Source organism: Sporomusa sp. (assembly GCF_057736855.1).
This window is the reverse complement of record NZ_JBYKYF010000473.1, coordinates 1-1,550: the sequence shown is the minus strand read 5'-3', so window position 1 is coordinate 1,550 and position 1,550 is coordinate 1. Positions and strand designations below refer to the sequence as shown.

Annotated in this window: 3 protein-coding genes; 2 read left to right on the top strand and 1 reads right to left on the bottom strand. The window is 38.9% G+C overall.

Annotation, left to right across the window (positions count from 1 at the left end; translation table 11 throughout):
* Window positions 1-137 precede the first annotated feature (137 nt).
* A complete protein-coding gene (locus tag AC29Z1_RS17810) occupies window positions 138-689 on the bottom strand; it encodes a flavodoxin family protein (protein WP_488272769.1) in 552 nt (183 codons plus the stop codon).
* Between the two features lie 114 nt (window positions 690-803).
* On the opposite strand from AC29Z1_RS17810, the gene AC29Z1_RS17805 reads away from it, so the two are divergent.
* Window positions 804-1,019, top strand: coding sequence for a hypothetical protein (locus AC29Z1_RS17805; protein ID WP_488272768.1), 216 nt, complete (start codon window positions 804-806; stop codon window positions 1,017-1,019).
* Between the two features lie 5 nt (window positions 1,020-1,024).
* Complete coding sequence (locus AC29Z1_RS17800) at window positions 1,025-1,486, top strand: PD-(D/E)XK nuclease family protein (protein WP_488272767.1); 462 nt, start codon at window positions 1,025-1,027, stop codon at window positions 1,484-1,486.
* The last annotated feature ends 64 nt before the right edge of the window (window positions 1,487-1,550 follow it).

The following is a 1,550-nucleotide window of genomic DNA, read 5'->3' as shown; positions in this document are numbered from 1 at the left end:
CAAAGAACTCCTTGCACAGGTTATAAAGTTTAAAGTGTAAAACGAGTAAGTAAGTTATCGGATAAAAAAGAGGCAGTTGGATCATGAACATTTATTGATGATCTAACTGCCTTTTCTACATCTACCGTCAATAATCTTTATACTGTTTTTCCGGCCTCATAAGCTTTTGCTAACAGATCTTTATTATTGGCTGCAGTGTTGGGGTCGCCACCGGCTGTTAATATAATGGTTTCAACCACATTAAGGCCAAGCATTTTAAGCACTGCTTCATTGCATTGGAAAGATGCCTTAAAGGCTTCAGGGTCAGGGTTTCCTTGGGTGTATACCATGATCACTTTCTTGGGAGCATACCTAAGATTGAAGTTTTCATCAAACAAGCCACAGAGTCTATCCCATAACAGTTTCATTTGTGCAGTAATCTGCCAGACATAGACGGGTGAGCCAAAAACTACCACATCGGCTTCAATAATATGTGTAAAGAGGTTCTGAAAATCGTCCTTAAGGGTGGTACAGTGGCCGGTTTTTCGACAAACGAGACAACCTTGGCAAGGTTTGATATTTACATCATACAGATTAAACAAAGTTGTATCCATACCTGCATCTTTGGCTCCACGAATGACTTCGTTAACCAGAGTCGCTGTGTTGCCATTTTTCCTGGGGCTTCCCATAAAGGCTACTAGTTTTTTCATATTCGTAAATTTCCTCCTTAAAAAATCTACTGGGATTTCCATGCTGTTATTTGATATAATGGTATCGACATAATATATTAACAATTGCTGCTTAGAAGTTGGAGACATCTACTCATGCGACATGTAAGTGCGACAGAATTAGCTAAATTAGCAAAATGTGAACGACAATTATATTTTGATATCCAATACGGTGAAAATACTGAGCTAACAGCAGAATATATAAAACTTGGTAACCAGGAACATGAAAAGTTCCGGCGCAGACTTACCGGCAAGAGAGAAAACTGGTTTATCAGATTAATTCGTTGGCTACTGCGTATATTCTTTAGGTGATATATATGTTACTGCTATTGGGATTACTACTACTTTTTGGACTTGTTTTTTGGCTTAAACGTCGTCGAAAACCTAAGTTAGCCATCTATCTAACAGACCATTATATGAGAATCGATGAGCCGATACCGATTTGCGGTACTCCTGATGTTATCTGGATTGATAACCACGGGGTATTAATCGTCGGCGATTATAAGAGCAGGGCGAGTAGACGAGTTCAGGAGTCAGACATTATTCAGCTTTCTGTTTACAAAGTATTATTGGAACATACGCAAAGTCGGCCGGTAGCCAACAAGGGGTATATACACTTTAAAGACGGACATCAGGTATGTGTAAAGCTGCTTGATGAGCAAACAATTATTAACTTTTATCATAAATATCAACAGATTATACGAGGTAAAGCGAAAGCTCAGTGTACCAATAAGCGGGGGTACTGTCAGTACTGCAGTTATTTGGATATTTGCCGATAAATAATATAGTGGGCGTGTCGCAAAACGTTTATGGAAAAAACGTCTTGTGACACGCCTCTTTTTA

What these genes read in the sequence shown, in the direction of transcription:
- AC29Z1_RS17810 (WP_488272769.1), bottom strand. Translation starts at nt 689, where the DNA reads ATGAAAAAACTAGTAGCCTTTATGGGAAGCCCCAGGAAAAATGGCAAC.
- AC29Z1_RS17805 (WP_488272768.1), top strand. Translation starts at nt 804, where the DNA reads ATGCGACATGTAAGTGCGACAGAATTAGCTAAATTAGCAAAATGTGAA.
- AC29Z1_RS17800 (WP_488272767.1), top strand. Translation starts at nt 1,025, where the DNA reads ATGTTACTGCTATTGGGATTACTACTACTTTTTGGACTTGTTTTTTGG.